Consider the following 25,990-nt stretch of genomic DNA (forward strand, 5'->3'; position numbering starts at 1 on the left):
GGTATCCCCATTGCCGGTACCCCGGGCCGCTCCCCTGCCCGGGTTTCGCGGGTCAGCCGTGCGGCAGTTCGGCCTCGATCAGGTCCGCCGCTCGCTTCGTGCCGCCCTCGCTGGCCATCGAGAGCTTGATCTCGCGAAGGCGGCGGGCGACGTCCGGGTCGCCGGCCAGGGCGAGGACCGCCTCGCGGAGGGTGCCGGCGGTGGCTTCCGCCATCGGGACATGGCGGGCCACTCCCAGCGAGGCGAGCATGTCCGCGCTGCCGAACTGGTCGACGGCCTGCGGGACCGCGACCATCGGGGTGCCGGTGGCAAGGCCCTCCTGGCTGCCGCCGGCGCCCGCATGGGTGATGAACGCGTCCGCCTGCTTCAGGATCGCCAACTGCGGTACCCATGGGTGCACTTCGATATTGGCGGGAATCTCACCCAGCTCGGCGGCGTCGACGAACTTGCCGGTCTGCAGCACCACATGCCACCCGGGAAGGTCACCGAAGGCCTTCACGCACTCACGGTAGAAGCCCGGCTGCTTGGTGAAGGCCGACCCCAGCGAGACCAGCAGCACCTTCTCCGCGTCCGCCGGCCGCTGCCACGCCCCTTGTTCCCTGCGGTCGCCCTGGCAGGCGCCGACGAAGGAGTGGACGGACTCGTCGACCCGGTCGGCGTTCGGTTGCAGCGCCCTGGGGATCAGGACGATGGACCGCCGCGGGCGGCCGACGAACGGGTCCGGGTGGGTGTCGATACCGTTCTCGGCGAGCCACGACTCGAAGCGCGCGTAGTACGCCTTGCCGCGCTGCGACGCCTTGAGCCCGGCGGTCATCGGTTCGGCGACCTCCTCCTCGTACCCCTCCCAGGCGACGAGGTTCGGCGAGAGCGACACGGCGGGCACGCCCCAGCGATGGGCGAGCACGCGCGCCGGGTACGAGGTGATGTCGTGCAGGACGAGATCGGGTTCGTCCCCCGAGAACGCCTCCGCCAGCTGCGGCAGCACCTGGATCGCGTCGTTCAGGAACGGCTCGATGTTGTCGATCAGCTCCGTACCCCACTCCTCCGGCTCGTCCTCGGTCGGGAGCGTGGAGGTGTAGATCACCGGCTGGGCGCCTGTGACGGCGACCTTCCCGGCAAAGGACGGCGGGATCGCGTAGCTGACGCGATGCCCGCGGGCCACGAGCTCCCGGATCACTTCGAGACTCGGGTTCACGTGCCCGTGTGCGGCGATGGAGAACATGGCGATGTGGGCACGCTTCGGTTCGGTCATGCCCGCAACCGTAAACGAGACGAGACGTCTCGTGCAAGCGTGAATCCGCGGAGGACCCGCCGGAGTCGTCCGGGCCGGCTGGATCCCGCCACGTGTGCCGGTCTACTGCCGCTGGTAGCGGGCCAGCACCAGATTGCCGTCCTCGACGAGGCGTTGCTCCAGCTCGGCGCGGTCGATGCCGCCGGAGTAGTACTCCTGGAGCGCCGGCGTCGCCACCTTGTCCTTCCACTCGGGATAGCCCCGCACCGACTGCGCGGGCGCCGGACGAAGATGCTTCGCGAGCGCCGCGCCCGTCGCCCAGCCGTCCTCCGGGGTGTGCAGCGCGGGGTCGGCGAGCGCCTGCGTGCCCGTCGGGAGCATCCAGTCGCCCTTCGCCAGCCGCACCATGTTCCGCGGCTGCAGCAGGAAGTCGATGAACTCCACCGCTTCCTTCTTGTGCGGGCTGTCCTCTGCGACCGACAGGGTCTGGGGGCTGACGCCCTGCGCGAGCCCCTCGCTGCCGGCGGGCGCGGGCAGCACCGTCCACTCGAATCCCTTGGGCGCCTGCTGCACGACCTGCTGCCGGTACGAGAAGCCGAGCGGAACCATCGCGTACTTGCCGCCGAAGAAGCCGGGGAGCGCGTCGGAGCCGCCCCCGCCGAGCGCCGTGCCGGCCGCGGACGAGTCCACGTGGACCTGGTCGTGGACGGTTTCGGGGACCACCGCGTCGGCGTCCGTGAACTCGATGCGCACCCGCCCGTCCTCACCGCGCTGGAACATCCGCCCGCCCGCCGAGAGCCCGAGGTTGAGCGTGGCCGAAACCGGGTCCTTGAACGGCCAGGCGACCGCGTACTTCTCATGACCGAGCCATGCGGTCATCTCCTTGCCGATTTCCCGGAACTCGGCCCAGCTCCAGGGCTTCTCGGGGGTCGGTATGCGGACACCGGACGCGTCGAGGAGTGTCTTGTTGGCGATGAGGACGCGCGGCTCCTGGAGAAACGGGACGCCGTAGACGCCGTCCCCGAAGGTCGTCGTCCGCCAGCTCTGCTCCGGGATGTCGGCGGCGAGCCGGGCGGGCAGCAGCTCGCGCAGATCGGCGAGGTAGCCGCCGTAGGCGAAGTCCGCGAGGTCGTCGGAGGCGTCATGGATGATGTCCGGCGCCTCGCCGCCCTCGAAGGAGGTGAGCAGCTGGTCGTGGACGCTGTCCCAGCTGCCCTGGACGTACTCGACCCGGACGTCGGGATGCGTCGCGTTCCACTCCTTCACCAACTCCTCGTTGGCGGCGACGGACTCCTCCTGCCAGGCCAGGGACTGGAAGCGGAGCGTGATCTTCCTTTCGTCGCCGTCCGGGGAGCAGCCGGTCAGCAGCAGCGCCAGTGCGGTGGCCACAGCGGCCAGCATCCGTCCCCGTACGCACCTCGGCCCGTGCACCGGTCGGCGCGTCGGTCCGTGCATCGATCCGCGCATCGGTCCGTGCATCAGCTCTTCACCGCCCCGGCCAGCATGCCGCCCGTGATCCGTCTCTGGATGACCGCGAAGATCACCAGGGAGGGGACCGTCGCGAGGAACGCGGCCGCGGCGAGCGGCCCGAGGTCGGCGACGCCCTCCGCGCCGAGGAAATGGGTGAGGACGACCGGCAAGGTCTGCTTCTGCGGGGTCTTGAGCAGGACGAGCGCGAAGAAGAACTCGTTCCACGCGGTGATGAACGCGAACATCGCGGTGGCCACGATCCCGGGCGCGAGCAGCGGCGCGGTGACCGAGACGAGCGTACGGGTCCGGCCCGCGCCGTCGACCGCCGCGGCCTCCTCCAGTTCGGCCGGCACGGCCCGTACGTATCCCGTGAGCATCCAGAGCGCGAACGGCAGCGACCACACGACGTACACCAGGACCAGACCGGCCAGGGTGTTGATCAGCTGGAGGTTCTTGAGGATCAGGAACAGCGGGATGATCAGCAGGACGAACGGGAACGCCTGGCTGACGACGACCCAGCCGGTGGCGGCCTTCGCGAGCCGGGTGCGGTGACGGGCCATCACATAGGCCATCGGCGTCGCGATGACGACCGCGACGGCCGCCGCGCTCAGGGCGACGATCAGGCTGTTCACGGCGGCCTGGAGGAGCGGCTGCTCGTCGAAGGCCTGCCGGAAGTTGGCGAGCGTGGGGTCTTCCGGGATCCAGGTGGGGTGGAGCGAGCCGAGTTCGCGGGGCGGCTTGAAGGCGGTGGAGATCAGCCACAGGAAGGGAAAGGCGAGGAAGACCAGATAGGCGAGGAGTGCGAGGTACTGGCCGGCGCGTGCGGCCCGGCCGGTGCGCATGCTCACTTCGTGTCACCACCCCTCAGCCGGCCCACCAGGTAGAGGGCGAGCATCACCGATATCACCGCGACCATGACGCAGCCCATGGCCGCGGCGTAGCCGAACTGGCCGTAGCGGAAGGCCTCTTCGTAGGCGAAGAGCATGGGGAGGCGGGTGCGGCCGCCGGGTCCGCCGCCGGTCAGGACATAGACCAGCGCGAAGGAGTTGAAGTTCCAGATGAAGTTGAGCGCGGTGACGGCGAGGGCGACGGGCCTGAGGGCGGGCCAGGTGACGGTACGGAACCGTCGCCAGGCGCCGGCGCCGTCGAGGGCCGCGGCCTCGTGGAGCTCCTGGGGGGTGTTCTGGAGTCCGGCGAGGAGGGCGACGGTGGTCTGCGGCATGCCGGACCAGACGCCGACGACGATCACGGCGGGGAGTGCGGTGGCGAGGCCGGTCAGCCAGTCGCGGCCGTCACCGAGGCCGAGATCGCGGATGGTCTCGTTGAGGATGCCGGCGTCGGGGTTGTAGACGAGGCGCCACATGATGCCGACGACGACCTCGGGCATCGCCCAGGGAATGATCGCGAGGGCCCGGGCCAGCCAGCGGAAGCGGAGGTTCTGGTTGAGCAGCAGCGCGAGACCGAGGGCGAGCGCGAACTGCGGGACGGTCACCCCGACCGCCCACAGCAGTCCGATCCGGAACGAGTCCCAGAACAGCGTGTCGTGGAGCAGGTCCTGGAAGTTGAGCGTGCCGGTCCACTGGGTGGCCTGCGTGCGGCCGGACTGGGCGTCGGTGAAGGAGAGCGCGACGCCGTAGAGCAGCGGGCCCACGCTCAGCACAAGGATCGGGATCAGCGCGGGGAGGACGAGGAACCAGGCTCCGAAGTCCGTGCCGGGGCGACGCGCTCCGGGTCGCGGTTTCGGGCTCGCTCTGCCGGACCGTTCCGTTGCAGTCGCCAATGTCACGGATTCGACCCCTTTATGAAGTTGAACCGGCCCTCGTCATCGTGCTGACGGACCGTCGGTTCGTCAACCCGGCCTGCACGAATGCGAGAATTCGCGCCATGGACGAGACACGCGCACGCGAGGTGCTGACGGCGGCCGGGCTGGCGGGGAGCGGCCGGCTGCTGGCGCTGGGCGAGAACGCGGTGTTCGCGAGCGGCGACGTGGTGGTGAAGGTCGGGCGGAGCGCGGAACTGCTGGAGCGTGCGGAGCGCGAGCTGGCGGTGGCCGGGTGGCTGGAGGAGGCGGGCGTGCCGGCGGTACGGGCCGCGGAGCCGAAGACCCGCCTGGTGGAGGGGCATCCGGTGACGGTCTGGCACCGGCTGTCCGAGGCCGTACGTCCCGCCGAGCCGCGTGATCTCGCCCCACTGCTGCGGCAGGTGCACGCGCTGCCCGCCGCGCCGTTCGCGCTGCCCCGCCGGGAGCTGCTCGGCGGTGTGGAGCGCTGGCTGCGGCTGGCGGGTGACGCGATCGATCCGGCGGACGCGGCGTATCTGCGGGAGCGCCGGGACGGTTTCGCCGCGGCGGCGGCCGCGCTCGTCCCGCACCTCGTGCCGGGACCGATCCATGGTGACGCCCTCCCCCGCAATGTGCACATCGGCCCGGACGGGCCGGTCCTGGTCGACCTGGAGACCTTCTCCTCGGACCTGCGCGAGCACGACCTGGTGGTCCTCGCCCTCTCCCGCGACCGGTACGGGCTGGACCCGGCCGCGTACGACGCCTTCACGGACGACTACGGCTGGGACGTCCGCCGCTGGGACGGCTGCGCGGTGCTCCGCGGCGCCCGCGAGACGGCGAGCTGTGCCTGGGTGGCCCAGCACGCCCCTTCGAATCCGAAGGCGCTGGCCGAATTCCGCCGCCGCGTGGCCTCGTTGCGTGACGCCGACACCCAGGTGCGCTGGTATCCGTTCTGACATCGTGGTCCGGGAAACTCGACCTGGCTCGGCTCCCTTCCATGAATGACCTTCCATGAACGACCTTCCATGTCTTCCACGAACGGCATGAATGATCGGAGTGTTGTCATGCGTGTCGAACTCAGCGAGGTGACCCTCGAGGTCCGCACCGGCGGCGCCGGGCCGGCCGTGCTCCTGGTGCACGGCTTCCCGGACACCCACGACTGCTGGCGCCACCAGGTGGCCGCACTGGAGGCCGCCGGCTACCGCACCATCGCCCCCGATCTCCGCGGCTTCGGCGGCTCGGACCGCCCGGAGGGCACCGACGCCTACGCCCCGGCCCGGTCCGTCGCCGACCTGCTGGAGCTGCTCGACCGGCTGGAGGTCGAGCAGGCCCATCTCGTCGGCCACGACTGGGGCTCGGGCATCGTCCAGCATCTGGCCATGACCGCTCCGGAGCGGGTGGCGAGCCTGAGCATTCTGTCCGTGGGGCACCTCGCCGCGCTGCGGGACGCCGGCTGGGAACAGCGCCAGAGGTCCTGGTACATGCTGCTGTTCCAGCTTCCGGGCATCGCCGAGGAGTGGCTCTCCCGCGACGACTTCGCCCACTTGCGCGAAGCGCTCGGCGAGCACCCCGACCGCGACGGGATCGTCGCCGGTATGCGCGAGCCCGGCGCGCTCACCGCCGCCCTGTCGGTGTACCGCGCGGGTCTGCCGCCCGAGATGATGTTCGGCCCCGAACTGCCGCTGCCGCCGCTCCCCGGCCCCGTGCTGGGAATGTGGAGCACGGGCGACCGCTTCCTCACCGAGCGGTCGATGACCGGTACGGAGAAGCATGTGGCCGGCTCCTGGCGCTACGAACGGGTCGAAGGGGCCGGGGCACTGGCTCCAGCTCGACGCCCCGGACCGGATCAACGCGGTTCTGCTCGACTTCATCGGCGAGGTGCGGACCAGGGGCGCGGCCGCCGGCTGACCGTCCCGTCCGTCAGCGGGTGCCGGCGACCAGCTCGCGCAGCGGCCAGGAACTCTCCACCACCGCGTCCGCGTCGCCCTTGCGGCGGAGGAAGTCCTGGAAGTCCGCCGCCCACTCCGCGTACCAGCGCACCTGGCGGGTGTGCAGCTCGGCCGGTGCGAGAGCCGCCACCGACGGGTGGCGGTCCGCTATCGCGCCGGCCACCTGCACCGCCGCCAGCGCGTCCGCGAGCGCCTCGTGGGCGCCGTCGAGGACCACTCCGTACTCCGCGCAGACCGCTTCCAGCGTGCGCTTGCCGCGCCGGTAGCGGTCGACCGCGCGGTCGATCGTGTACGGGTCGACGACCGGGCCGATGTCCGTGCCGCCGAGCCGCTCGGACAGGGACGGCAGCCCGTGACGGGCCAGCTCCGCCGAGAGCAGCGTGAGGTCGAAGGCCGCGTTGTACGCGACGACCGGGACGCCCTGCGTCCAGTGCTCCGTCAGCGCCTCGGCGACCTGGTCCGCCACTTCGCGCGCCGGCCGGCCCTCCGCCGCCGCCCGCTCGCTGCTGATGCCGTGGATCGCCGACGCCTGCGCCGGGATCCGGATCCCCGGATCGGCCAGCCACGTCCGCCGCCCGGTCGTCTCGCCGCCCCGCACGACGACGACCGCCGCCGTCACGATGCGTGCATCCAGCGGGTCGGTGCCGGTCGTCTCCAGGTCGAAACCGGCCAGCGGCTCGCGGTGCCAGGTCATGATCACGCCCCCCTCTTCCAGTGGTACTGGCGAAACTCTCGCACGTGGCACTGACAGCCGGGGCACGGGGCAGCCGGGTCACCGGCGGTCAGGACGACGACGACCGTACTGAGAGTCAGGAGACCCACCGTCAGGACACCGGCCGTCAGGACACCGGCCGTCAGGACACCGGCCGTCACGGCACTGGCCGTCAGGACCCCGACCGTCAGGACACCGGCCCTCAGGACCCCGACCGTCAGGACACCGGCCGCGAGTCGGTCCACACGGACTCGAACTCCTCCCGGTACGTCTGGAAGAGCCCGTTCTCGCTGTCCTGACCCGACCGCACCACCGACCGGCCCGCGCCCCGCAGCACCAGCACCGGCGCCTCCATGCCACGGGCCCGCCGCAGATACGGCTGCACGACGGCGAGCCCGTCAGGACCGTCCCCGTCGACGAGATACGCCGTGAACCGGGGCGTCTCGTCGAAGACATGGATCTCGAAGGCTCCCGGGTCGCGCAGCTTCGACCGCACCCGCCGCATATGGAGGATGTTCATCTCCACCGAGCGGCTCAACTCACCCTTCTTCAGGCCCAGTTCCCGCTCGCGCCGCTTGACCGCGCTGCTCGCCGGGTTGAGGAAGAGCAGCCGCACCCGGGCACCGGACTCGGCGAGCCGGACCAGCCGGCGCCCCGAGAAGTTCTGCACGAGCAGGTTCAGGCCTATGCCGATGGCGTCGAGTCGCCGCGCGCCCCCGAAGAGGTCCTCGGCCGGCAGCTGCCGCTGCAGCCGCACCCGGTCGGGATGGACGGACACCACGTCCGCGTACCGGTCCCCCACCAGGTCCTCGACCGCGTCGACCGGCAGCCGGTCCGCGGACGGCACCCCGGCGCCGCTGCCGAGGATCTCCAGCAGCCGGGCCGAGGCCCGTTCGGCCTGGGCCAGCACGGTCTCGCTCAGCGCGCGGTTGCGGGAGACCACATTGCGTGCGACCTCCAGCTCGTCCAGAGCCAGCTCCACCTCGCGCCGGTCGTCGAAGTACGGCTCGAAGCAGGGCCAGTGCTGGACCATCAGCTCCCGCAGCTGCGGGAGGGTGAGGAAGCTGAGCACGTTGTCGTCGGCCGGGTCGAGCAGATAGCCCTTGCGACGGGAGACCTCGCGCACGGCGACGGCCCGCTGCACCCACTCCTGTCCGGCGGGACCCGCGGCGGCGACGACCCAGTCGTCGCCGTGCACGGGTTCGTAGATGGGACGCAGCACGGCGGCCACGACGGCCCGCAGCCGCTGCTCGACCAGATTCAGCCAGATGTAGGCCCGCCCGGCCCGTTGAGCGCGCGTACGCACCTCGCTCCAGGCGTCCGCGCCCCAGTCCAGTTCGGGCCCGATCTGCGATCCCATCTCCACCGGCCGGGCGAGGGACACCGCGCCGGGCGGGACGTCAGCGGAGTCCCCCTCGTGACCCGCGTCACCGGGGGGTAGCTCCAGCCCTCCCGAGCTCACCCGCGCACCGCCTTCTGTTCCCGGACGCCCGTCTTCAACGATCAAGGAAGGGTACTCCGCGAGCGGGAGGCGGTGCAGCCGGATCCACAGGCTCCTTTCTCAACTCCCGATGTCGGGTGCTCCGTTCTGGTCGGCGAGATCTGCCGGAGTGAGGGGATTCATGGCGGTTACGTCCCTGGGTGCGAGCTGGAAGCCCTGCCAGTGGACCGGCATCGGCTGCTGGTCCTCGTCCCGGGCGATGTGGTGGAACCCGATGTTGACCCAGAGGGCCGGGTTGGTCAGGGCTTCGCCGTTGACCCACTTCTCCACGTTGTCGGGCGCGTCTCGCCCGCAGTTGAGCGTGTTGTTGCTGGCGAACTGCTCACAGGCGCGGTTCTGGGTGAAATAGACGTCGTGCTGGGTGAAGGGACGGCCGGCGTGCTTGGCGGACGGCCCGGGCACGATCTCGTAACTGCGGGCGTGGCCGTCCTTGTTCTTGCCGGTCTCGCTCACCACGCGCCACCAGCGCATCGCCTTCGCGTCCCCGGCGAGCTCCTTGGTGACGGGCGTACGGGTGGTCTTCGTCGTCGGGCTGCCGGTGCCGACGGGCGGAGTGACCGCCGAGTCGTACTGCTCGATCCGGTCCTTCGTGCTGCCGTCGAGGCCGAAGTTCAGCCGCCAGAAGACATTGTGGCTGTGGCTGGTCGAGTAGTCCTTGGCACCCTTGCCGATGGGCCAGCCGCGCCCGTCGCCCGCGTTGTAGTCACCCGGTGAGAGGCTGCCGGTGGCCCCGACGTTGGCGGATATCGTCCCGTCGGAGGAGAAGCGCCACTCGGTGATGTACTCGTACCAGGACACCTTGTTGACGGTGTAGAGGAGCAGGTCCTTGCCCTCCTCCTGCCAGACCTTGGTGCCCTCGTCGTTCGCCATGCGGTAGGCGTGGCCGCGCGATCGTGTGGTCATGCACAGGCCGTTGACCTGGCCGATGTCGGGGACCTTGACCGACTGGATGGTCCCACCGGGGCACTCCGTGGCCTGGAGGTTCTGCAGGCCGTAGCCGAACCCGAAGCCGGTGAGGTCGTCGTACTCGGCCTGCCCGTCGTCGTAGGGCACGTGGACCTGCGCCAGCTTGGCGCTGTTCAGCACCTGGATCGGCTGGGGCTCGCTCCTGGGCTGGTAGCTGACCTTGTCCAGGACCAGTCCGGCGGAGGAGTCGTAGTGCCAGCACATGCGCCAGGTGGTGCCGCCGGCGAGGGTCTGGCTGATCCGGTACGGCGCGCTGCAGCCCGGTGACGGCGGTGGGGTGGGGCCCTGGGGGGCGGCGGCCTGGGCCGTGGGGCCCGCGGCCGTCAGCGCGCCGCCCAGCAGGACGGCTGCGGCGGCCACCGACGCCGGCTTGCGGGCGGCCCGGACCGGTGTGCGGACACGCGAGAATCTGCTCTTGTCCATGCGAAGCGGAACCCCTCAGGCAGAAGGCGTACGGACGACGGTGCGGGCGCTCAGATCGACGACCAGGTCCCTGGTGTCGATCCACGGCCCGTTGGTGATCTTGGTGACGACGCGCACGCAGCGGTGCACTCCGCAGGAGCTGAGCTGCTGCGGGATCCGCGCCTCCCGGTCCTTGCGGTAGACGAAGCCGCTCAGGGTGAGCGGCTGCGGGGAGGTGAGCGCGCTGCCGGTGGCGTCCTTGTAGTCCGCCTTCAGTCCGGCGCCGAGCGGGTTGGCCAGTATCAGCTCGACGGCCTCCTTCAGCTCCTCGCGGTGCGGGGAGGGCTGCACGCCCTGCTGCGCGGCGCGGCTGTCCACCTTCCCCGTGGTGAGATTGACCGTCGCCGTGACGAGCTGGTCGGTCTTGTAGTCGTAGTACGACACGACGGCGCGGCGCGGCGGAGTGGCGAGGGCCGCCTCGGACGGCTGCTGCTCGGCCAGATCGGTGGTGAGGAACTGCGGGCCGCGGCCGCCCGTCACGTTCTCACCGGTGCGCGCGGCCGGCGCCGCCGCCAGCTGTTTCGCCCGCTTCAGCTCGTCGTCGGTGAGCGGATCGCGGCCGAAGCCCTTCTCGCCCTCTTCGGGGGCCGCCGCGACGACGCCGGGTTCGGGTGCCGAGGCTCCGGTGCCCTGTCCCTGCGTGCCCGGGTCCCGCCCCCCGGACGCGGCGGACCGGCCGCCAGGGCCGCCTTCCGCTCCTGCCGTGCCCGGCAGGGTGATGGCGACCATCACGGCGGTACCCGTCACCGCAATGGCCGTGCCCGCCACCACCTTCCCCAGGTGGCGGCGCACTAGATTGCGCACATTTCCCCCCTCTTCCATGTGGTCACCCGGTAGGACGGTGGTAAGTCCTAGGAGGTTGCCCATCTTTCGGGGAGGATCTGGCCGAAGAGGTCCCCAGCACCCGGATCAGAAGTGGAAGAGTCTTATCTATGCAGGTCTGGCCGGGACAGGCGTATCCGCTCGGCGCCACGTACGACGGCGCCGGCACCAACTTCGCGGTCTACTCCGAGGCCGCGCACCGTATCGAGCTGTGTCTGCTGCACGACGACGGCTCGGAGACGGCCGTCGAGCTGCGCGAAACCGATGCGTTCGTGCGCCATGCGTATCTGCCGGGCGTGATGCCGGGACAGCGGTACGGATTTAGGGTGCACGGCCCGTACACGCCGGAGCGCGGGCAGCGGTGCAACTCGGCGAAGCTGCTCCTCGACCCGTACGCGCGGGCCATGAGCGGACGCATCGCCTGGGGCGAGGCGGTGTACGGCTACCACTTCGGCAGACCGGACTCGCGCAACGACCTCGACTCCGCCCCGCACACGATGGCCTCCGTGGTGGTCAATCCGTACTTCGACTGGGGCGACGACCGGCCGCCCCGCACCGACTACCACCGCACGGTGATCTACGAGGCCCATGTGAAGGGCCTGACGATGCTGCATCCGGCGCTGCCGGAGGAGCTGCGCGGGACGTACGCGGGTCTCGCGCATCCCGAGGTGATCTCGCATCTGACGGAACTGGGCGTCACCGCGCTGGAATTGATGCCGGTGCACCAGTTCGTGAACGACCACCGGCTGGTCGACACGGGGATGAACAATTACTGGGGCTACAACACGATCGGGTTCTTCGCCCCGCACAACCGCTACGCGTCCTGGGGCGACCGGGGCCAGCAGGTGCTGGAGTTCAAATCGGCGGTACGGGCGCTGCACCAGGCGGGGATCGAGGTGATCCTCGACGTCGTCTACAACCACACGGCGGAGGGCAATCATCTCGGCCCGACGCTCTCCTTCCGGGGCCTGGACAACGCCTCGTACTACCGGCTGTCCGAGGACCGCCGCTACTACACGGACACCACCGGCACCGGCAATTCGCTGCTGATGCGCTCACCGCACGTGCTCCAGCTGATCATGGACTCGCTGCGCTACTGGGTCACCGAGATGCATGTCGACGGCTTCCGCTTCGATCTCGCGGCGACGCTGGCCCGGCAGTTCCACGAGGTGGACCGGCTGTCGTCGTTCTTCGACCTGGTGCAGCAGGATCCGGTGGTCAGCCAGGTGAAGCTGATCGCCGAGCCGTGGGACGTCGGCGAGGGCGGCTACCAGGTGGGGAACTTCCCGCCGCTGTGGACCGAATGGAACGGCAAGTACCGCGACACGGTGCGGGACTTGTGGCGCGGCGAGCCGCGCACCCTGGCGGAGTTCGCCTCCCGACTGACCGGATCGTCGGACCTCTACCAGGACGACGGGCGCCGGCCGCTCGCCTCCGTCAACTTCGTGACCTGCCACGACGGCTTCACCCTCAATGACCTGGTCTCGTACAACGAGAAGCACAACGAGGCCAACGGGGAAGGCAACCGGGACGGGGAGAGCCACAACCGGTCGTGGAACTGCGGGGCGGAGGGCGACACCGACGATCCCGCGGTGCAGGAGCTGCGGGGCCGCCAGATGCGCAACTTCATCGCGACGCTGATGCTGTCCCAGGGCGTGCCGATGCTCAGCCACGGCGACGAGTTCGCCCGCACCCAGCACGGCAACAACAACGCGTACTGCCAGGACGGTGAGCTGTCCTGGGTGCACTGGCCGGCGTCGACCGAGGAGGAGCAGGGCTCGCTGCTGGCCTTCACCCGGGCGATGGTCTGGCTGCGCCGCGATCACCAGGTGTTCCGGCGCAGGCGCTTCTTCCACGGCCGGCCGGTGGAGGGCACGCACGACGAGCTGTCGGACATCGCCTGGTTCACTCCGGAGGGCGGGGAGATGACGGCCCGGGACTGGCAGGCCGCCCACGCCAGGGCCCTGACGGTGTTCCTGAACGGCCATGCGATCTCGGAGCCCGGCCCGCGCGGCGAGCGGATCTCCGACGACTCGTTCCTGCTGATGTTCAACGCGAGCGCGGAGGACCGGGACTTCGCGGTGCCGGTGAACCATGGGCGCCAGTGGCAGGTGGTGGTGGACACGGCACGACCGGAGGGCGTTGCGCCGGGTCAGGGGCCGAAGGTGGCGGCGGGTGACCGGGTCAGGATGATCGGGCGGAGCCTGACGGTGCTGAGGAGGCCGGCCTGACGGTCCGGCGTTCGTCATATCAGGTGAACGTCACGCGGTAATCCCTGCCGGCGCACGAGCCGATGACACAGAAGCCCGCGATGCGGGTACGTACGTTCGCATGACGCCCACCGCCACCTACCGTCTCCAGCTCCAGCCGGACTTTCCCTTCCGGGCCGCCGAGGCGGCGGTTCCGTACCTCGCCGGACTGGGGATCTCGCATCTGCATCTGTCACCGGTGCTGGAGGCGATGCCGGGTTCGACGCACGGCTATGACGTCGTGGACCACGATCGGGTACGGGAGGAACTCGGCGGCGAGGAGGGGCTGCGGTCCCTCGCCCGCACGGCTCGCGAGCACGGACTCGGACTGGTGCTCGACATCGTGCCCAACCACATGGCCGCCGTGCCGCGCCACAACAAGGCATTGTGGGAGGTGCTGCGGGAAGGCCCCGGGTCGCCGTACGCACGGTGGTTCGACATCGACTGGGACGCGGGCGGCGGCAGGGTTCTGATGCCCGTGCTGGGCAGACGGCTCGGGGACGAACTCGGAGCGCTGCGGGTGGAGGGGCGGGTCCTGCACTACGGCGAACACACGTTGCCGGTGCGGGAGGGCACCGAGGAGCTCCCCCTGCCGGAGCTGCTGGACGCCCAGTGGTACCGGCTCGGCTGGTGGCGGCTGGCCAGGACCGAACTCAACTACCGGCGTTTCTTCACCATTTCGGAGCTGATCGGGGTACGGGTGGAGGATCCGGAGGTCTTCGCCGCCACCCACGCCAAGATCCTGGAACTGGTACGGGACGGTGTCGTCGAGGGCCTGCGGATCGACCATCCCGACGGGCTGGCCGACCCCGAGGAGTACCTGCACCGGCTGCACGAGGCCACCGGCGGCTGCTGGACCATCGTGGAGAAGATCCTCACCCGGGACGAGCACCTGCCGGCCGGCTGGCCGGTCGCCGGAACGACGGGCTACGACGCGCTGCACCGGATCGACGGGCTCTTCACCGACCCCGAGGGCGCCGAGGAACTGCTCCGCGGATATCAGGACTACGCGTCGCCCGGCGGCGACCGGGGTGGCTTCTGGGGTGCGACGGTGCGCCGCGCCGCGTTCAAGGTGGTGACGCACCAGCTGGTCGCGGAGACCGAGGCGCTCGCCCGCCTGGCCGAACGGGTGTGCGCTGCGGACCCGGCGCTGCACGACCACGCGCCCTGGGCGCTGCGCACCGCGATCCGGGAGCTGCTGGTGCGGGTGCCCGTCTACCGGCCGTACCGCACCGGGGGCGAGGCGGTCCTGACGGCGGACGCGGCGCTGCGGGCGAAGGCGGCGTTCGCCGTCGCCGAGGAGGCCGAGGCGGTCGATGTGATCCGGGACCTGGCGCTCGGCCGGCTCGGTGACGGCCCGGAGCAGACGGCCTTCCGGGCCCGCTTCGCGCAGACGTCGTCGGCGCTGCGTGCCAAATCCGTCGAGGACACGGCCTACTACCGCTACACCCCGCTGATCTCGGCGAACGAGGTGGGCGGTGATCCGGGGTGCCCGGGGGTGAGCCCCGGGGAGTTCCATGCGTACTGTGCCCGGCTGGCCCGGGACTGGCCGGCCACCGGCACGGTGCTGTCCACGCACGACACCAAGCGCAGCGCGGATGTCCGGGCCAGGATCGCGCTGCTGTCGGAGTGCCCGGAGCGGTGGGAGCGGCTGCTGACGGGCCTGGCCTTCACGCCGGCGCCCGATCACCATCTCGCATGGGTGGCGTGGCAGACGGCGTTCGGTTTCGCGATGCCGTATCCGCAGCGGATCGGTCCCGCCCTGCTCAAGTCGGTACGGGAAGCCGGACTGCACACCAGCTGGACCGAGCCCGATGCCTCGTACGAGCGGGCCGTCAACGATTTCGTGGACGCGGGACCGGCCGGGCCACCGCTGTACACGGTGGTCCTGCTGGCCCGGGAACTCGACCCGTACTGGCTGGCCAACGTGCTGGGTGCGGCGCTGGTGCAGCTGACCATGCCGGGGGTGCCCGAGCTGTACCAGGGCACCGAGCACGTCTACCTGGCGCTGGTCGACCCCGACAACCGCGGGCCGTTCCGGGAGAGCTCCGCGGACGAGAAGGCACGGCTCACGCGGGCCGCGCTGCAACTGCGCCGCCGGCGCCCGGAGGTGTTCGGCGAGTCGGGCACGTATCGGAGCCTGGCGGCGGACGGGCCGGCGGCCGCGCACTGTCTGGCCTTCTGCCGCTCGGGCGAGGTCGTGACGGCGGTGACCCGGCTCTCGCTGCGGCTCGACGAGTCGGGCGGCTGGGGCGACACGTCGCTGGAGCTCCCTGAGGGGCGGTGGACCGATGTGCTGGCACCGGAACGGGAGTTTTCGGGTGGGCGGGTGCCGCTGACGGAGCTCTTCGCCGAGCGGCCGGTGGCGCTGCTGGAGAGGGCGGCGGGGAGCCGGGGGGCGTCCCGCCACCGGGGGTGAGGCTCAGGGCGCGTCAGCGGCTTCAGGCGCTGCGACGCCCGCGCGGTCGGCGGGTCGGCGCCCCTTGGGCTGCTGCGGTTCGGGTTGTGCGGGCACCGTCGGCAGGGGGCGCTCCACCGGCGCGGACACCGTGAGGGCGAGCGGCTCGCCGTGGTGCAGGACCGTCAGCGGGTCACCCTCCACCAGGGTGTAACGGGCCGTCGTGCGGCGGATGTCCACCCGCAGTCTGCGCCCCCGCACCAGCACGGTGAACTTCAGGCCGGACAGGCGCTCGGGCAGCCTGGGGGCGAAACCCAGACGGCCCTGCGTACCGGCCTCGCCCTCGTGGCGGCGCATTCCCCCGAGCCCGAACACCAGGGCCAGCCATGTGCCCGCGAGGGAGGCGATGTGCAGCCCGTCGCGGGTGTTGTGTTCCAGGTTCTCCAGGTCCATCAGGGCCGCTTCACCCAGGTAGGCGTAGGCGAGCCGGAGGTGCCCGGTCTCCGCGGCCATGATCGCCTGGCAGCACGCCGAGAGCGAGGAGTCCCGCACGGTCAGCTGCTCGTAGTAGGCGAAGTTACGGGCCTTCTCCTCGGGCGTGAAGGCGTCCGGGCACGTCACCATGGCGAGGACCAGGTCCGCCTGTTTGACGACTTGTTTGCGGTAGAGGTCGAAGTAGGGGAAGTGCAGCAGCAGCGGGTACTGCTCCGGTGAGGTGGCGTCGAAGTCCCAGCGCTGGAACGCGGTGAACCCGGCCGACTGCTCGTGCACGCCGAGCGCCTCGTTGTACGGCACGGCGATCCGGGCGGCGGCGTCCCGCCAGGCCGCGGTCTCCTCGTCGTCGACCCCCAGTTCCTCCGCCCGGTCGGCGTGACGCGCCGCCGTCTCCGCGGCGGCCACCAGGTTCCGTCGCGCCATCAGATTGGTGTAGAGGTTGTCGCGGGCGATGGCGCTGTACTCGTCGGGGCCGGTGACGCCGTCGATGTGGAAGACGCCCTCCGCGTCGTGGTGGCCGAGCGAGTGCCAGAGCCGCGCGGTGTGCACCAGCAGCTCCAGACCCGGTCCCCGCTCGAACGTCTCGTCCCCGGTGGCGAGCACGTACCGCAGCACCGCGTCGGCGATGTCGGCGTTGACATGGAAGGCGGCCGTGCCCGCCGGCCAGTAGGCGGAGCACTCCGCGCCACTGATGGTCCGCCACGGGAACGCCGCTCCGGCCAGGCCGAGCTGATGAGCCCGGTCCCGCGCCGCGGGCAGGGTCGCGTGCCGCCAGCGCAGGACCGGGCCGACGGCCTGGGGCGCCGTGAAGGTGAGCACGGGGAGGACGAAGGACTCCACGTCCCAGAACGAGTGTCCGTCGTAGCCCGTCCCCGTCAGGCCCTTGGCGGGGATCGCCCGCTCCTCCCCGCGGGCCGCCGCCTGGAGGACGTGGAACAGCGCGAAGCGCACGGCCTGCTGGATCTCCGCGTCACCGTCCACTTCGACGTCCGCGCCGGACCAGAAGTTGTCCAGATAGGCCCGCTGCTCGGCGAGCAGTCCCTCCCAGCCGGTGCTCCGGGCGGCGGCGACCGCGCCGTCGACCTGGTCGTGGAGGGCGGGCAGCGACCTTTCGGCGGACCAGCCGTACCCTACGAACTTCACCAGCCGCAGCCGCTCGCCGGGCGCCAGTGTGGCGGTGACGGTGAGCCTGCTGACGTCCGGCTCGCTCTCGGCCGACCAGGTCGTCCCCGCCGGGCCCTCGACGATGTGGTCGGCCGCGGCCGCGACCCGCTGGCCGCTCTTCCTGGTGCGGTGCACCAGGCGCAGCCGGGTGTCCTGGGCGAAGTCCTCCTCCGGTTCGAGCGGGGAGTCGATGGCTGCCGCGACCCGCGGGTCGCCGGCGTCGTGCGGCATCTGCTCGTTCGCGACCAGCTCCGACTGGACGGCCACGGTGGCCCGGCCGTCCAGCGGCTCCACCTCGTACGCGATCGCGGCGATGGCCCGCTGGGTGAACGACACCAGGCGGTGCGAGGTGATGCGCACGGCGAGGCCGGCCGGGGAGGTCCATTCCGCGGTGCGGCTCAGGACTCCCGTACGGAAGTCCAGTACCCGCTCGTGTGCCGTCAGTTCGCCGTAGCGCAGGTCGCAGGGGTGGTCGTCCACGAGAAGCCTGATGATCTTCCCGTCGGTGACGTTGATCAGCGTCTGACCGGACTCCGGGTAGCCGTAGCCGGCCTCGGCGTAGGGCAGTGGGTGCAGCTCGTGGACACCGTTGAGGTAGGCGCCGGGCAGTCCGTGCGGCTCGCCCTCGTCGAGATTGCCGCGCCACCCGATATGGCCGTTGGCCAGGGCGAACACGGACTCGCTCTGGGCGAGGACGTCGAGGTTCAGCTCGGTCTCGCACAGGCGCCAGGGTTCGACCACATAGCTGGGATGGGTGATCATCGTGACTCCATCAGTTCGGCGAGGTCGCTCACGACGACGTCGGCGCCGTGCTGCCGCAGTTCCGCGGCCTGCCCGGTCCGGTCGATGCCCACCACGATGCCGAACCGGCCCGCGCGCCCAGCCTCCACTCCGGCCAGCGCGTCCTCGAAGACCGCCGCCTCGCCCGGTTCGGCGCCCAGGGCGCGGGCGGCGGCAAGATACGTGTCCGGTGCGGGTTTGCCCCGCAGTCGCAGCTCCTTGGCTACGATCCCGTCGATACGCTCGTCGAAGAGATCCTCGATACCGGCGGCGGCAAGCACATCACGGCAGTTGGCGCTCGAGGAGACCACGGCGCGCCGCAGACCGGCGTCCCTGGCGGCGCGCACATAGGCCACCGACCCCTCGTACGCCTCCACGCCCTCCTCGCGGATCTTGCGGAGCACCAGGTCGTTCTTGCGGGTGCCCAGGCCGTTCACGGTCTGGGCACCCGGCCCGTCGTCGGGCGCGCCCTCGGGCAGTTCGATGCCGCGCGAGGCGAGGAAGGTGCGGACCCCGTCCTCGCGGGGGCGGCCGTCCACGTACTCGTCGTAGTCGCGCACGGCGTCGAACGGTACGAAGGGCGTGCCCTCACGCTCGGCGCGCTGTCGCAGGTAGTCGTCGAACATCTCCTTCCACGCGGCCGCGTGCACCTTCGCGGTACGCGTGAGGACGCCGTCGAGGTCGAAGAGGCACGTGCGGACGTGATCCGGAAGACCCAGCATGCCGTCGAGGCTAGGAGGGGGCGGCGGTCCCCGGCGGCGTCGGGCGCCGCTCGCCGCGCCGCGCGTACCCCGTGGGGATGACGCCCGGATGCCATCCGGAGCAGCCGGAGCCACTGACCCGTCCCCACCGGACAGGTCAGTGACGCTCCGGCAGGCTCCAGCGGTACGGGGCGATGAGCCGGTCGATCGACCCGGGGCCCCAGGAACCCGGCGCGTAGAGCTCGACCGGCGGCGGGTTCTCCAGCAGCGGGGTGGACGCCTCCCAGAGGCGCTCGATGCCGTCGGAGCGGGTGAACAGGGACTGGTCGCCGAGCATCGCGTCCAGGATGAGTCGCTCGTATCCCTCGAGCGCGTACATCGCGTTGAAGGAATCGGCGTAGTCGAAGACCATCTCGGCCTCACTCAGACGCATCGCGGGGCCCGGGTCCTTCACCAGGAAACGGGCGGCGATCCGGCCGGGGTCGTCGAAGTCGATCACCAGCTCGTTGTTCCGGGCCCCGGGGGCGTCCTGCGCGGCCAGCGGGAACATGCGCAGGGCCGGTTCCCGGAAACCGAGCGTCACGACGTGCCGTCCCTGCCCGAGCGACTTGCCCGAGCGCAGGTAGAAGGGCACACCGGCCCAGCGCCAGTTGTCCAGTTCGACGCGCAGCGCGACGAACGTCTCGGTGTCGGAGGCGGGATCGACGCCCGGCTCGTCGCGATACCCCTCGTACTGGCCGCGGACGACGTGTGCCGGATCGAGCGGCCGCATGCTCGCGAAGACCTTCTCCTTCTCGTCCCGCAGGGGCTTCGCCCTCAGCCTGGTCGGGGGTTCCATCGCCACGAATCCGAGGAGCTGGAAGAGGTGGGTGACGATCATGTCCCGGAAGGTCCCGGTGCCTTCGAAGAACTGGGCCCGGCCTTCGATGCCGATCTTCTCCGGCACGTCGATCTGCACATGGCTGATGTGGTCCCGGTTCCAGACGGGCTCCAGGAAGCCGTTGGCGAACCGGAGGGCGAGGATGTTGTCGACGGACTCCTTGCCCAGGAAGTGGTCGATGCGGAAGACCCGGGACTCGTCGAAGACGGCGTGGATGGTTGCGTTGAGGGCCTGGGCCGAGGCGAGGTCCGTGCCGAAGGGCTTCTCCACGATCAGCCGGGCGTTCTCTGCCAGGCCCGTCGCGCCGAGCATCTCGACGACGGAGGCGAACGCCGCCGGCGGCACGGCGAGGTGGAACAGTCGCCGTGGGCTCCCGCCGACGGCCTGCTCGGCGTCCCGTACGGCCGCGAGAAGCGGCCCGGGGTCGTCGGAGTCCGCCGCGCCGAAGGACAGCGCCTCCTCGAACTCCTGCCAGGCACTGCCCTCGGGCTTCGATCTGCCGAATTCGGCGACCGCCTCCCGGGCCCGCTTGCGGAAGTCGTCGTCGCTGAGCGCGGCGCGGGACGGCGCCGATCCGACGATGCGGTAGCAGGCCGGCAGCAGCCCGGCCTTGGAGAGATGGAAAAGCCCGGGCAGGAGCTTGCGCCGGGCGAGGTCTCCGGTCGCGCCGAACAGCACGATGACATGGTTCTCGGGAACCGGCCCACGGTCTTCCGGCTGGGAGGAGCTGGCCACGGTTCACCCCGCCTTCTCGGCGTGACCGCCGAATTCGCCGCGCATCGCGGACAGCACCTTGTCGGTGAACTCGCCGAGCCCGCGGGATTCGTACCGCTGGATCAGCGCGGCACTGATGACGGGCGCGGGCACGCTCTCGTCGACCGCCGCGAGGACCGTCCACCGGCCCTCCCCGGAGTCCGAGACCCGGCCGGTGAAACTGTCGAGCTCGGGCGAGCGGGCCAGGGCGTCGGCCACGAGGTCGACCAGCCAGGAGCCGACGACCGAGCCACGGCGCCACACCTCGGCGACCTCGGCCACGTCGATCTCGTACTGGTACGCCTCGGGTTCGCGCAACGGAGCGGTCTCGGCGTCGACGGTCCGCCCGCGCAGGCCCGCGTCCGCGTGCCTGATGACGCTGAGGCCCTCGGCGATGGCGGCCATCATCCCGTACTCGACCCCGTTGTGGACCATCTTCACGAAGTGGCCGGCGCCGCTCGGCCCGCAGTGCAGATAGCCCTCGGGCGCTGTCCCGCCGGTCCTGGTACGGCCCGGGGTGGGCTCGGCGTCTCCGGTACCGGGGGCGATGGTGCGGAAGACCGGGTCCAGGCGTTTCACCGCCTCTTCCTCGCCGCCGATCATCAGGCAGTAGCCCCGTTCGAGGCCCCAGACACCGCCCGAGGTGCCGCAGTCGACGTAGTGGATACGGCGGGGGGCGAGTTCCTTGGCGCGGGCCATGTCGTCCCGGTAGTACGAGTTGCCGCCGTCGATGACCGTGTCGCCGGCGTCCAGCAGGGCGGCCAGCTGGTCGAGGGTCGGCTGCACGACGCCGGCGGGCAGCATCAGCCAGAGGTTCCGGGGCTGCTCCAGTTTGTCGACGAAGTCGTGGAGGGAGGAGGCCGCTGTCGCCCCCTCGTTCTCCAGCTCCTGTACGGCGTCACGGTCGAGGTCGAAGACGACGCAGCGGTGGCCGTCACGCATCAGCCGGCGCACGAGGTTGGACCCCATCCGGCCGAGCCCGATCATGCCGAGCTGCATGGGTGTGTCAGTGGTCATGGCCGGCCTTCCCGTTCTTCAGGGCGTGGTGGCAGCGGGTGCTGTCACCAGGTCGCGCGCGACCTGGGCCACCCGTTGCGGCGTGAACCCGAACTTCGTGAGCAGTTGTTTCAGGGGCGCCGAGGCGCCGAAGGTGTGCATGCCGATGAGGGCGCCGCCGTCTCCCACGTACCGGTCCCAGCCGAAGGTCGACGCCTGCTCGATACCCACGCGGGCGGTCACCGACGGTGGCAGGACCTCGTCGCGGTACTCCCGCGGCTGACGGTCGAAGAGCTCCCAGCACGGCATGCTCACCACCCGGGCCCCGATGCCCTGCGCGGCCAGTTCGTCCCGGGCGGACAGCGCCAGGGACACCTCGGATCCGGTGGCGAGCAGAATCACCTGCGGCTTGCCGGAGTCCGCGTCGGCCAGGACGTAGGCGCCGCGTGCCACTCCCGAGGCGGGGGCGAGCCGGGAACGGTCGAGGGTGGGAAGCGCCTGGCGGGAGAGGATCAGCGCCGCCGGCTCGTGGCGGAGCGCGGCGACCACCCGCCAGGTCTCGACGACCTCGCCCGCGTCGGCCGGCCGGAACACCAGCAGTCCCGGCATCGCGCGCAGGCCGGCGAGCTGTTCGACGGGCTGGTGGGTGGGCCCGTCCTCGCCGACCCCGATGGAGTCGTGGGTGAAGATGTGCACGACCGGGATCTCCATCAGCGCGGAAAGCCGGACGGCCGCCTTGGCGTAGTCGGAGAAGATGAGGAATCCCGACCAGTACGGCCGCAGTTTGGTCAGGGCCATGCCGTTGGCGACGGCCGCCGACGCGTGCTCCCGGATGCCCAGGTGGAGGTTGCGCCCGGACGGGTCGTCGGGCTGGAAGTCCCCGGCGCCGCCGAACGTGAGCCGGGTCTTGGTCGACGGCGAGAGGTCGGCCGAGCCGCCGAGGAGCCAGGGCACGTGCTGCGCAAGGGCGTTGAGGACCTGTCCGGACGAGTCCCTGGTGGCGAGGCCCTTGGGATCGGCGGGGAAGTCGGGGAGAGCGCCGTCCCAGTCGTCGGGGAGTTCGCGGCGCTGCATGCGCACCAGCTCGTCGGCGAGTTCGGGCCAGGCGGCGCGGTAGGCGTCGAACTGCTTCTGCCAGGCCGTGCGCAGTTCCGCGCCACGGGCGCCGATGCCCTCGCCGAACCCGTCACGGACATCGTCGGGCACCCAGAACTGCTCGTTCTCGGGCAGACCGAGGAAGCGCTTGGTCGCCCGTACGCCGTCGGCTCCGAACGGCGCACCGTGGGCCTTCGGCGAGTCCTCGACGGGCGAACCGTAGCCGATGTGGCTGTGCACAAGGATCAGCGTGGGGCGCTCGGTCTCGGCCCGGAAGGTGTGGAACGCGCGCGCGGCCGCGTCGAGGTCGTTGGCGTCGGCGACCGTGGTCACGTTCCAGCCGTAGGCGAGGAAACGCGCGGCGACGTCCTCGGTGAAGGTGATGCCGGTGTGGCCCTCGATGGTGACCCGGTTGGAGTCGTAGATCCAGCACAGGTTCGACAGCCGCTGGTGGCCGGCGAGTGAGGCGGCCTCCGAGGAGACGCCTTCCATCATGCAGCCGTCGCCGGCGAGCGCGTACACGTCGAAGTCGAAGAGCGGGAAGTCGTCCCGGTTGTACCGGCCGGCGAGCCATCTGCCCGCCATCGCCATCCCCACGGAGGTGGCAACCCCCTGGCCGAGCGGCCCGGTCGTGGTCTCCACACCGCTCGTCCACCGGTACTCGGGGTGGCCGGGACAGCGGGAGTCGAGCTTGCGGAACGACTTCAGGTCGTCGAGGGTCACCGCCGCACGTCCCAGCACCTCGTAGTCCGGGTCGACCGCCCGGACCCCGGTCAGGTGCAGCAGGGACCACAGCAGCACCGAGGCGTGCCCCTCGGAGAGGACGAAGCGGTCGCGGTTCGGCCAGATCGGGTCCTGGGGATCGAACCGCAGGAACCGCTGCCAGAGCGTGTAGGCGACGGGTGCGATGCCCATCGGCGTGCCCGGGTGACCCGAGTCGGCCCGCTGGACGGCGTCCATGCAGAGGCCACGGATGGTGTTCACGGACAGCGTGTCCAGGTCGGTCATGAGAACTCCCGTTCTCGGCGGGCACGGGCCGGCGGACGAGGCGGCCTGCCCCGGGCCCCGAACACCGGCGTCGGGGCATGGCGACCCTGCGCCCAGCGTGCCCGGAGCCCGCCCCGCCCGGCCTCACCCGCCGCGGGTGAAAAGCCCTCCCCGCGGCCAGGACGTCCGCAGCAGCCCGGTGAACGTCTCAGCCGCACCCGTGAGCCCGACCCGGGAGAACACCGTGAGGGGCCGCCGCCACGGCGGTTCGACCCGCAGCAGCACACAGTCCTCGCCGATCGCGCCGCGTACGACGTGCGCGGGGGCCGTGGCGACGCCGACCCCGGCCGCCGCCATACGGACCGCCGTGGAGGTGTGTTCCGTCCGCACGGCCGTACGGGGCGAGAAACCGGCTTTCCCGCAGGCCCAGTCCAGGAAGGGCTGCCCCTCGACGACGGGCTCCATGGCGCAGCGGATCCACGTGTGGTCGCAGAGCTCCGCCAGCCGGACCGTCGGCCGGCCCGCGAGCGGGTCGTCGAACGGGACGACGAGGACGATCTCCTCCTCGCCGACCGGGAGGACGGGGCCCTGCCAGTGCCGCGGCGGCGGGCCGACGGCGAGATCGGCGGTGCCGCGCTCCAGCGCCTCCTGAAGCGCCTCGGTGGTGGCGTACTCGTGCAGGACGAGCGCGACCCCCGGGTGTGCCCGGTGCCAGCGGGCGAACACCTCGGGGAGCACGCCGACCGCGATCGAGTGCACGGTCGCGATGTGCAGTTCGCCGCCCTCCGCTCCGGCCGCCGCCCGCGCCGCCCGCCGGCCCTGCGCGGCGCTGCGTACGGCGAGCTCGGCATGGGGCAGGAAGGCGCGGCCCATCGCGGTCAGCCGGACGCCGCGCGGCATGCGCTCCAGCAGCTGACCGCCGACGGCCTTCTCCAGCGCCTTGATCTGGTGCGAGAGGGCGGGCTGGGTGACGTGCAGCAGTTCGGCGGCGCGGGTGAACGACGACTGCTCGGCCACCGTGACGAAGTACTCCATCTGTCGCAGGCTGCTCATCTGCCCCGTCCCCCGATAAAAGCTGTGCATCGGATCCACAAGAACATTGCCTTGGACTCATGGCAAGTTCCGCCGGAGGCTGATCCCATGACACACATTCATGAGACCGATGTGATCGTGATCGGCGGCGGCACCGGCGGCTACTCCACCGCCCTGCGCGCCGCCGCGCTCGGCCTGCGGGTCGTGCTCGCCGAGCGCGACAAGGTCGGCGGCACGTGCCTGCACCGCGGCTGCATCCCCAGCAAGGCGATGCTGCACGCCGCCGAGCTGGTCGACGGCATCGCGGAGGGGTGTGAGAGGTGGGGTGTGAGGGCGACCCTCGAATCGGTCGACTGGTCCGCGCTCGTGGCGACGCGCGATGACATCGTGTCCCGCAACCACAAGGGCGTCGAGGGCCATCTGGCACACGCGGGTGTCGAGACCGTCCGCGGCAGCGCACGGCTGACCGGCCCGCGTTCGGCGACGGTCGAGGGGTACGGGCAGGTGACGGCCCGGCGCGGCATCGTCCTGGCGACCGGGTCCCGGCCGCGGATGCTGCCGGGTCTGGCCTCCGACGGCCGTCGCGTCGTCACCAGCGACGACGCCCTGTTCGTACCCGCGCTTCCGGCGTCCGTGCTGGTCGTGGGCGGCGGCGCGATCGGGGTCGAGTACGCCTCGTTCCACCGCTCGATGGGCGCGCAGGTGACGCTCGTCGAGGCGCTCGACAGGCTCGTACCGCTCGAGGACGTCGATGTGTCCCGCCATCTGACCAGGGGTCTGAAGAAGCGGGGCATCGAGGTGCTCGCGGGGGCCCTGTTGCAGCGGACGGAGCTGCTGGACGACGGCGTACGGGCCACGGTCCGCACGGCGCGCGGCGAGACGCGGACGGTTCAGGCGGAGCAATTGCTGGTCGCGGTCGGCCGCGCGCCGGTGACCGACGGGCTCGGTCTGGAAGCGGCCGGGCTCACCACCGACGAGCGGGGCTTCGTCGCGCCGGCCGACTGGGCACGGCTGGAGACCGCGGTGCCCGGCATCCATGTCGTGGGCGATCTGCTGCCGCCGCCGTCACTCGGGCTGGCCCACGCCTCCTTCGCGGAGGGCCTGCTGGTGGCCGAGACCCTGGCCGGTGTGCCGTCCGCGCCCGTCGACTACGCCGCCGTCCCCCGTGTCACGTACTCCTCGCCGCAGACCGCGTCCGTCGGGCTGAGCGAGGCCGAGGCACGCAGCCGTGGCCATGACGTCACGGTCAACTCCATGCCGCTGACGGCCGTGGCCAAGGGCATGGTGCACGGCCAGGGCGGCGTCGTGAAGGTCGTCGCGGAGGAGGGCGGCGGGCAGGTCCTCGGCGTCCATCTCGTCGGCCCGAACGTCTCGGAGATGATCGCCGAGAGCCAGCTGATCGTCGGATGGGACGCGGAGCCGGCCGACGTGGCCCGGCACGTGCACGCCCACCCGACGCTCTCGGAAGCGGTCGGCGAGACGTTCCTGACGCTGGCCGGCCGGGGGCTGCACCAGCAGTGACGAACGCGGCGCGGCCGGCCGGGTTGCACCCGCAGTGACGAACGCG

18 protein-coding genes and 2 pseudogenes are annotated in these 25,990 nt (G+C 71.2%); 6 read left to right on the forward strand and 14 right to left on the reverse strand.

What is annotated here, in order from left to right; all coding sequences use genetic code 11:
- Nucleotides 1-52: 52 nt before the first annotated feature.
- From mgt to ACWGI8_RS10325, 4 genes and pseudogenes are all read right to left on the reverse strand, one after another.
- Nucleotides 53-1,289 (reverse strand): annotated as a pseudogene (mgt, locus tag ACWGI8_RS10310) (macrolide-inactivating glycosyltransferase).
- A 65-nt stretch (nt 1,290-1,354) separates the two neighbouring features.
- Complete coding sequence (locus ACWGI8_RS10315) at nt 1,355-2,632, reverse strand: ABC transporter substrate-binding protein (RefSeq protein ID WP_453659704.1); 1,278 nt, start codon at nt 2,630-2,632, stop codon at nt 1,355-1,357.
- 77 nt (nt 2,633-2,709) lie between these two features.
- On the reverse strand, nt 2,710-3,543 hold the full coding sequence (locus ACWGI8_RS10320; RefSeq protein WP_453659724.1) for a carbohydrate ABC transporter permease: 834 nt from the start codon (nt 3,541-3,543) through the stop codon (nt 2,710-2,712).
- A gap of 2 nt (nt 3,544-3,545) precedes the next feature.
- The gene (locus ACWGI8_RS10325) at nt 3,546-4,481 is read right to left on the reverse strand and encodes a carbohydrate ABC transporter permease (RefSeq protein WP_453659725.1); all 936 of its coding nucleotides are present in this window, start codon (nt 4,479-4,481) and stop codon (nt 3,546-3,548) included.
- A 104-nt stretch (nt 4,482-4,585) separates the two neighbouring features.
- Here ACWGI8_RS10325 and ACWGI8_RS10330 point away from each other — a divergent pair, with 104 nt between their 5' ends.
- The 3 genes and pseudogenes from ACWGI8_RS10330 (at nt 4,586) to ACWGI8_RS10340 (ending at nt 6,389) form a co-directional block, all read left to right on the forward strand.
- Complete coding sequence (locus ACWGI8_RS10330) at nt 4,586-5,437, forward strand: phosphotransferase enzyme family protein (RefSeq protein ID WP_453659705.1); 852 nt, start codon at nt 4,586-4,588, stop codon at nt 5,435-5,437.
- Nucleotides 5,438-5,545: 108 nt separating this feature from the next.
- Nucleotides 5,546-6,235 (forward strand): annotated as a pseudogene (locus tag ACWGI8_RS10335) (alpha/beta fold hydrolase); the annotation flags it as partial.
- A 16-nt stretch (nt 6,236-6,251) separates the two neighbouring features.
- Entirely contained in the window at nt 6,252-6,389 is a 138-nt protein-coding gene (locus tag ACWGI8_RS10340) for a hypothetical protein (RefSeq protein WP_453659706.1), read from the forward strand.
- Between the two features lie 12 nt (nt 6,390-6,401).
- On the opposite strand, the gene ACWGI8_RS10345 is transcribed toward ACWGI8_RS10340, so the two are convergent.
- The 4 genes from ACWGI8_RS10345 to ACWGI8_RS10360 form a co-directional block, all read right to left on the reverse strand.
- Entirely contained in the window at nt 6,402-7,124 is a 723-nt protein-coding gene (locus ACWGI8_RS10345; RefSeq protein WP_453659707.1) for an exonuclease domain-containing protein, read from the reverse strand.
- A 235-nt stretch (nt 7,125-7,359) separates the two neighbouring features.
- A complete protein-coding gene (locus ACWGI8_RS10350) occupies nt 7,360-8,604 on the reverse strand; it encodes an SAV2148 family HEPN domain-containing protein (protein WP_453659708.1) in 1,245 nt (414 codons plus the stop codon).
- A 99-nt stretch (nt 8,605-8,703) separates the two neighbouring features.
- Complete coding sequence (locus ACWGI8_RS10355) at nt 8,704-10,032, reverse strand: copper amine oxidase (protein ID WP_453659709.1); 1,329 nt, start codon at nt 10,030-10,032, stop codon at nt 8,704-8,706.
- 15 nt (nt 10,033-10,047) lie between these two features.
- A complete protein-coding gene (locus ACWGI8_RS10360; RefSeq protein WP_453659710.1) occupies nt 10,048-10,875 on the reverse strand; it encodes a Tat pathway signal sequence domain protein in 828 nt (275 codons plus the stop codon).
- Between the two features lie 128 nt (nt 10,876-11,003).
- Here ACWGI8_RS10360 and glgX point away from each other — a divergent pair, with 128 nt between their 5' ends.
- Nucleotides 11,004-13,124 carry a glycogen debranching protein GlgX gene (glgX, locus tag ACWGI8_RS10365; protein WP_453659711.1) on the forward strand — a complete coding sequence of 707 codons (2,121 nt, stop codon included), beginning with the start codon at nt 11,004-11,006 and terminating at the stop codon, nt 13,122-13,124.
- Between the two features lie 100 nt (nt 13,125-13,224).
- Nucleotides 13,225-15,561 (forward strand): malto-oligosyltrehalose synthase, encoded by a 2,337-nt coding sequence (treY, locus tag ACWGI8_RS10370; protein ID WP_453659712.1) that lies wholly within the window; start codon nt 13,225-13,227, stop codon nt 15,559-15,561.
- Nucleotides 15,562-15,564: 3 nt separating this feature from the next.
- On the opposite strand, the gene ACWGI8_RS10375 is transcribed toward treY, so the two are convergent.
- The 6 genes from ACWGI8_RS10375 to ACWGI8_RS10400 all read right to left on the reverse strand — a co-directional run bounded on the left by ACWGI8_RS10375 (nt 15,565) and on the right by ACWGI8_RS10400 (nt 24,444).
- Nucleotides 15,565-17,961 carry a glycoside hydrolase family 65 protein gene (locus tag ACWGI8_RS10375; protein WP_453659713.1) on the reverse strand — a complete coding sequence of 799 codons (2,397 nt, stop codon included), beginning with the start codon at nt 17,959-17,961 and terminating at the stop codon, nt 15,565-15,567.
- Nucleotides 17,958-18,701, reverse strand: coding sequence for an HAD family hydrolase (locus ACWGI8_RS10380; protein ID WP_453659714.1), 744 nt, complete (start codon nt 18,699-18,701; stop codon nt 17,958-17,960). Before ACWGI8_RS10380 ends, ACWGI8_RS10375 begins: the two co-directional genes overlap by 4 nt.
- 136 nt (nt 18,702-18,837) lie before the next feature.
- Complete coding sequence (gene zwf / locus ACWGI8_RS10385) at nt 18,838-20,295, reverse strand: glucose-6-phosphate dehydrogenase (protein WP_453659715.1); 1,458 nt, start codon at nt 20,293-20,295, stop codon at nt 18,838-18,840.
- A gap of 3 nt (nt 20,296-20,298) precedes the next feature.
- Nucleotides 20,299-21,330, reverse strand: a complete 1,032-nt coding sequence (gene gnd / locus ACWGI8_RS10390; RefSeq protein WP_453659716.1) for a phosphogluconate dehydrogenase (NAD(+)-dependent, decarboxylating) — start codon at nt 21,328-21,330, stop codon at nt 20,299-20,301.
- 18 nt (nt 21,331-21,348) lie between these two features.
- Nucleotides 21,349-23,412, reverse strand: a complete 2,064-nt coding sequence (gene tkt / locus ACWGI8_RS10395) for a transketolase (protein ID WP_453659717.1) — start codon at nt 23,410-23,412, stop codon at nt 21,349-21,351.
- A gap of 123 nt (nt 23,413-23,535) precedes the next feature.
- A complete protein-coding gene (locus ACWGI8_RS10400; RefSeq protein WP_453659718.1) occupies nt 23,536-24,444 on the reverse strand; it encodes a LysR family transcriptional regulator in 909 nt (302 codons plus the stop codon).
- Between the two features lie 87 nt (nt 24,445-24,531).
- On the opposite strand from ACWGI8_RS10400, the gene lpdA reads away from it, so the two are divergent.
- The gene (gene lpdA / locus ACWGI8_RS10405; protein ID WP_453659719.1) at nt 24,532-25,944 is read left to right on the forward strand and encodes a dihydrolipoyl dehydrogenase; all 1,413 of its coding nucleotides are present in this window, start codon (nt 24,532-24,534) and stop codon (nt 25,942-25,944) included.
- Nucleotides 25,945-25,990: the final 46 nt, after the last annotated feature.

The organism is Streptomyces sp. NPDC054841 (genome assembly GCF_053611045.1).